The organism is Streptomyces sp. NPDC002513 (assembly GCF_053595355.1).
On record NZ_JBSFXK010000123.1, the window covers coordinates 1 to 5,672 of the forward strand.

Annotated in this window: 4 protein-coding genes and 2 pseudogenes; 5 read left to right on the top strand and 1 reads right to left on the bottom strand. The window is 71.9% G+C overall.

Annotation, left to right across the window (positions count from 1 at the left end; all coding sequences use genetic code 11):
• A pseudogene (locus ACWD5Q_RS34955) lies at window positions 1-138 on the bottom strand (Uma2 family endonuclease); the annotation flags it as partial.
• Between the two features lie 271 nt (window positions 139-409).
• Between ACWD5Q_RS34955 and ACWD5Q_RS34960 the strand changes: the two are divergent.
• The 5 genes and pseudogenes from ACWD5Q_RS34960 (at window position 410) to ACWD5Q_RS34980 (ending at window position 5,594) form a co-directional block, all read left to right on the top strand.
• Window positions 410-1,042, top strand: a complete 633-nt coding sequence (locus ACWD5Q_RS34960) for a hypothetical protein (protein WP_451431100.1) — start codon at window positions 410-412, stop codon at window positions 1,040-1,042.
• A gap of 192 nt (window positions 1,043-1,234) precedes the next feature.
• Window positions 1,235-2,743, top strand: a complete 1,509-nt coding sequence (locus tag ACWD5Q_RS34965; RefSeq protein ID WP_451431103.1) for a PepSY-associated TM helix domain-containing protein — start codon at window positions 1,235-1,237, stop codon at window positions 2,741-2,743.
• The gene (locus tag ACWD5Q_RS34970) at window positions 2,740-3,396 is read left to right on the top strand and encodes a DUF5134 domain-containing protein (protein ID WP_451431101.1); all 657 of its coding nucleotides are present in this window, start codon (window positions 2,740-2,742) and stop codon (window positions 3,394-3,396) included. The genes ACWD5Q_RS34965 and ACWD5Q_RS34970 overlap by 4 nt, the downstream gene beginning before the upstream one ends.
• Window positions 3,397-3,506: 110 nt before the next feature.
• Window positions 3,507-4,475 (top strand): annotated as a pseudogene (locus ACWD5Q_RS34975) (heavy metal translocating P-type ATPase); the annotation flags it as partial.
• Window positions 4,476-4,826: 351 nt separating this feature from the next.
• Entirely contained in the window at window positions 4,827-5,594 is a 768-nt protein-coding gene (locus ACWD5Q_RS34980; RefSeq protein WP_451431102.1) for a hypothetical protein, read from the top strand.
• Window positions 5,595-5,672 lie beyond the last annotated feature (78 nt).

The following is a 5,672-nucleotide window of genomic DNA, read 5'->3' on the forward strand; positions in this document are numbered from 1 at the left end:
CTTGGACGCACTGGGACTCACGACGACCATCCCGTCCACGATCTCGATCCCGGCGCACTGCTCCTCGGACCAGGAGTCGTACTCCTCCGCCGTGATCTGCTCGTGCATCCAGGCGGGGGCCACCATCTCGGCAGTCATGAAGCACCTCCCCGGACACTGTGCGACGGGCCCTGTCCCGCTGGGTTCAGCGTACTGTGCCCCACTTGATCACCACGCCCTCTGTTGCCACAGGTACGCACCACGGCGGCGGGATCCCGCGCCGACCGGATGGTCACCGGCGCAGTGCCTCCGCCGGCCGCACTCCGGTGAGTACGGATACTCAGGACGGGGCAAGGGGTGGCTCCTATCGTGAGCTAGTGCCGCGGCAGGAGGCCTTGAAACGGGGGACGCAGAGGTGCGGGAGGGGTTCATGGGAGCGGGTGGGTTCGGGGCGGCCGGACGGTACGGGTCCGGGCGGCGCGGCCGGGATGCCGTGACGGCGGCTCTGGTCGTCCTCGCAACGTTGTCGCTCGGCGCCTGTGGCACCGAGCGCGCGACGACGGGGGCTACCGGCACGACCACGCCCCATGGGACCGGAACCAGCCCGAGCCCGGCCGTGGGGTCTCCCTATGTGGAGCCAGGGGCCGGGGACGGCGCCCCTCACTACCGCGAGAACAACGGCTTCCGGATCTCGGGCGCCATGTCCGCCGCGAGCGCCGAGGACGCCCAGCGGGAGGCCGACCGCATCGAGCCGGTGCTCAAGCGGCTGTGGCAGCACAGGACGTGGGACCCGAAGACGGTCCGCGCTGCGATGCTCGAGCTCGGCTACCAGGAGGAGCGTTTCGACGCCAAGGGGAACCTGCTCGGCGGAACACTGCGGGTCAAGCCGATGGACTCGCGTTTCAGGAACGGCCGGGAGGTCAGGCCCGAGGGCGCGCTGGTGGGCCTGCGCGTCCATGCCGATGCCTGCGTCACCGCGTTCGTGCAGAAGACCAATTACCAGGTGTCGACCAATGGCCCCTACCCGGAGGCGGGTTGCTTCGAGCCACCGGCCGGTCACTGAGACGAAGGCCCGACTTCCCGGCCTTTCGGGCGGCACTACCGACTTGCCCCTCGACGGCGAGGCTATGACGACCGTCACTCAAGATCTGCCGGAACTCAAGGCCCCATGGAACCGACCCCTGTTCTGGACCGCAGAACTCGGTGGACGCTCCTGACAGAAGGGCCTGCGATGGCCGACAGCCGAACCACAGCCATGACACCGGGGGAACCCGGCAGGCAACCGGCGACGACGAGAACCGGCACCCGTGCGCCGGTGGCGGGCGAACCGCCCTCCACACCGGAAGAATCAGCCTTCGCGCCGGACGAATCAGCCTTCGCACCGGACAGAGCCCCGGCGAATCGGGGCACATGGAGCAGCCTGCGGCCCCTGCTGTTGCGGGTGCACTTCTACGCGGGCGTCCTCATCGGGCCGTTCATCCTCGTCGCCGCCCTGACCGGTCTGGTGTACACCGCCACACCGCAGTTGGAGTCGGTCCTGTACCAGCACGAACTGACGGTCACCCCGAACGGCGCACCGGACTCTCTCGCCAGCCAGATCGCCGCCGCCCGGCGGGCGGTGCCCGACGGCACGCTGGAGTCCGTCAGCCCCGCGCCCGGCCGCACGGACAGTACCCGGGTCGTCTTCAGCACCCCGGCCCTGCCCGCCGACTACTCCCGCACGGTGTTCGTCGACCCCTACGACCACAAGGTGCTGGGCACGCTGACGACCTACGGCCAGTGGCTGCCGGTCAGGGCCTGGCTCGACAGCCTCCACCGCACCCTGCACCTGGGCGAGTTCGGCCGTAACTACAGTGAGATCGCCGCGAGTTGGCTGTGGGTGGAGGTACTGGGCGGGCTCGCCCTGTGGATCGGCGCCCCGCGCAACCGCCGGCGGCTGCGCCGCGCCCTGTTGCCCGGTGGCGGGGCGAAGGGCAGGCGGCGCACGATGTCCTGGCACGGGGCGGTCGGTCTGTGGGTGTCCATCGGTCTGCTGGGCCTGTCCGCGACCGGCCTGACCTGGTCCGCCCACGCGGGTGCGAACATCGGCGCGATCAAGGACTCGCTGGGCGGCAGTACACCCGCCGTCACCACGTCCCTCCCCGCCCAGGGCGGTGGCTCCTCCGGCACCGAGGCCGGCAAGACCGGCGCGACGGACAAGGCCGGCAAGGACGTCGGTTACGACGCCGTCGTGGCCGCCGCGCACGACGCCGGTCTGCGCGGACTGCTCGTCATCACCCCGCCCGCCGACGCGGGGACGGCGTACGTCGTCAAGGAGAACACCCGCTCCTGGCCCGAACGGCAGGACTCGGTGGCCGTCGATCCCGCCACCGGGAAGGTCACCGACGAAGTGCGTTTCGCCGACTTCCCCCTCCTCGCGAAGCTGACCCGCTGGGGCATCGACGCCCACATGGGGCTGCTGTTCGGACTGGCCAACCAGATCGCCCTGGCGCTTCTCGCGATCGGTCTGATCGCCATGATCCTCTGGGGTTACCGGATGTGGTGGCTGCGCAGGCCCACCCGGTCCGACGGGTTCACCCTCGGACGCCCGCCCGCCCGCGGGGCCTGGCGCCGGACACCCGGAGGTGTCCTCGCGCCGGCCGTGGTCGTGGTCGCGGTCGTCGGCTACTACCTGCCCCTGCTCGGTCTGCCTCTGCTGGTGTTCCTCGCCGTGGACCTGGCCGCGGGCGCGGTGCGCAGGCGCAGGGCTGGAGCACCCGCGTGATCGCGGCGACGGGACTGCGCTGGATCCTCACCGCGGTCTTCGCCCTGTCGGCCCTGCACGGCGGGTGGCAGGTGGCCAGGCCCGGCTACGCCTCGGCCAGGCGGGTGGACCACGGGCTGCACACCCTCATGGGCCTGGCCATGATCGCGATGGTCTGGCCGTGGGGCATGGACCTGCCGGCCGCTCCGCAGGTGGTGCTGTTCGGGGCCGGCGCCGTGTGGTTCGCGCGCACCGCGCCGTCGCTCCTCCGCTCCGGATCGTGGCTGAAATCCGGTGCCGTGCCGTTGCCGCACGTGGTGATGACGGCGGCCATGGCGTGGATGGTCGCGGTGATGGCCTCCGCCGCGATGAGCGCGGGCCACGGCGGCGGGGGCGCGAGCGGCGACATGCCCGGAATGATCATGTCGGGCGGTTCCGGTACAGCGTCCATGAGCCTCACCGGTACGGGGGAGCAGCTCACGGCGGGACTCCTGGCCGTCGTACTGGCCGTGGTCGGGCTGCGCTGGCTGGGCCGCGCCTTCGACCGCGCCCGGACCGCCCGCGCGACCGAGCCCAGTCACGACGGCGCCGGGTCCGAGGAGGCCGCGTTCGGCCTCGCCTGCCACGCGGCCATGGCCCTGGGCATGGCCGCGATGTTCGTCTTGCTCCTGTGAACGGACCGGCACGGACGGCCCTTGACCGAACGGAGTGTGACGCGCGCCATGCTCCGGTCTCGGAACTCACCTCCAGCCCCGTCCGACTCCTGAAGCAGCACGGCTCGATCGGACTGACGCCCCTGGAGGGGCTCCAGCATCTCGACGCCGTGGTCCTCGACAAGACAGGCACCCTCACCTCCGGCCATATGAGCGTCGGCCGCGTCACCGTCGTACCGGACGGGCTGGGGCGGGACGCGGTGCTGCGGCTGGCGGGGGCTGTCGAGCAGGGCTCGGAGCATCCGCTGGGACGGGCCGTCGCCGGGGACGCCCGCCGGGAACTGGGCGAACCGCTGTCCGAGGTGAGCGAGTTCAGCGCCCTGCCCGGGCGGGGCGTGCGGGGGCGGGTCGCCGGGCGACGGGTCGACGTCCGGGCCCCGGACGAAGAGCTGCCGGCCGGGCCGGCGGTCGCGCAGGCAGGCTCGTACACGCCGGTGGTGGTGTACGTGGACGATGTCGCCGAGGCGCTCATCGAGGTCGGTGACGTCGTACGGCCGGGCAGCTACCGGGCCGTCGACCGGCTTCGGCGTCTGGGCGTACGCCCAGTGCTCGCCACCGGCGACCGGGAGGCACCGGCGCGGGCCGTCGCCGAGGCCCTCGGCATCGACGGGGTGCACGCACGCTGCACCCCGCAGGACAAGGCCGCCCTCGTACGGAAGCTGCAGGAGGAAGGCTACCGGGTCGCGGTCATCGGCGACGGCGTGAACGACGCCGCCGCTCCGGCCTGCGCCGACCTCGGGATCGCCATGGGTACCGGTACGGACGTGGCCATCGGGGCCGCCGACGTCACCCTCGTACGCGGCGGCATCGAGGCGCTCCCGGACGCCGTCCGGCTTGCCCGGCGCACCCTGGGCACGGTCCGCGCCAACCTCGTCTGGGCGTTCGGCTACAACCTCGTGACCGTCCCGCTCGCCATGGTCGGCCTGCTCAACCCCATGGTCGCCGCGGCGGCCATGTCGGCCAGTTCGGTGCTGGTGGTCTGCAACGGCCTGCGGCTGCGCGCCTGGCAGCCCTCGCCCGTACGGAGGCGTACCCGATGACGGCACAGCGCCTGTGACGGCCCACTCGTCGACGGCTGGCGGACCGTCTGCTCGCCGCCGTCGCGCCGGTCACGGCGTTCGGTCTCGCCCTCGGCGGACTCACGACCTGGGGCGCGGCCGGCAAGGCGGGCAGCCCGGAACAGATCGCGGTTTCGTCCGGACGCGTCCTTCTGTTCGTCGTCCCAGGACCGTGACCGAAGACCCGTTCTCCTCCAGAGGTCGGGCGGAAGACCCGGCCAGTTCCCCGGATGTTTCGTGATCCAGGTCATATCCGCGGGATTGACTACGGCCCCCGGTGGATATCCATACCCCCGCATGACGACCGACGTCCGGATGCGAGGATGAGGCGCCATGAAAACAGGGTGGTGTTCTCGCGCGATGCGCGCCGCGGTGTTCGCGGCTGTGTGCGTGCTGCTCGCCGCCCTGGGCCACGTCATGATGTCCGGCTCCGCCGTGCCGGCGTGGGCACTGGGGGCCGGCCTGGCCGCGACCGGTGCCGTCGGCTGGGGCCTGACGGGCCGTGAGCGCGGGCTGCCGTTGATCGTGGCCGTCGTGGTCGCCGCGCAGACCGTGCTGCACTCCGCGTTCTCGCTGGCCCAGTCGGTCCCTGGGGGCAGTGCCTCCGCCGGCAGGGGCGACATGAGCGTGGGCATGGGACCGGTCAGCGGCATGGACGCGGGGTCCACGCGAATGGGCTCCATGGACATGGGGCACATGGACATGAGCCACATGAGCATGAGCCACATGAGCATGGGCTCCATGGACATGAGCCAGAGCATGGACTCGATGGACATGAGTCCCATGGGGCACATGGGGCACATGGGGCATGCCATGGCCGGTGGTGGTTCGTCGGGGGCCGGCATGCTCGTCGCCCACCTGCTGGCCGCGTTCCTGACCGGCCTGTGGCTCGCGTACGGCGAGAAGGCCACGTTCCGCATCCTGCGGGCCGTCGCCGGATGGCTGGCGGCACCGCTGCGGTTGCTGCTGGCGCTGCCCGCCACCCCGAACCGCCCGCGCCTGCGCCCGCGTCGCCCGGGCCCGGACCAGGCACCGGCCCTACGCCTTCTCGTCCACGCGATCACCTCCCGAGGGCCGCCCGCGGGGACCGCTGTCGCCTGACGACAGATGGATTCCCGAGGCCACCCGAGTGCGCCTCGGGCACCGGCCGTACGCCCATGCGAGCGCACCGCGGCGTGT

Coding starts and splice junctions, on each gene's coding strand:
- ACWD5Q_RS34960 (WP_451431100.1), top strand. CDS start 410: ATGGGAGCGGGTGGGTTCGGGGCGGCCGGACGGTACGGGTCCGGGCGG.
- ACWD5Q_RS34965 (WP_451431103.1), top strand. CDS start 1,235: ATGACACCGGGGGAACCCGGCAGGCAACCGGCGACGACGAGAACCGGC.
- ACWD5Q_RS34980 (WP_451431102.1), top strand. CDS start 4,827: ATGAAAACAGGGTGGTGTTCTCGCGCGATGCGCGCCGCGGTGTTCGCG.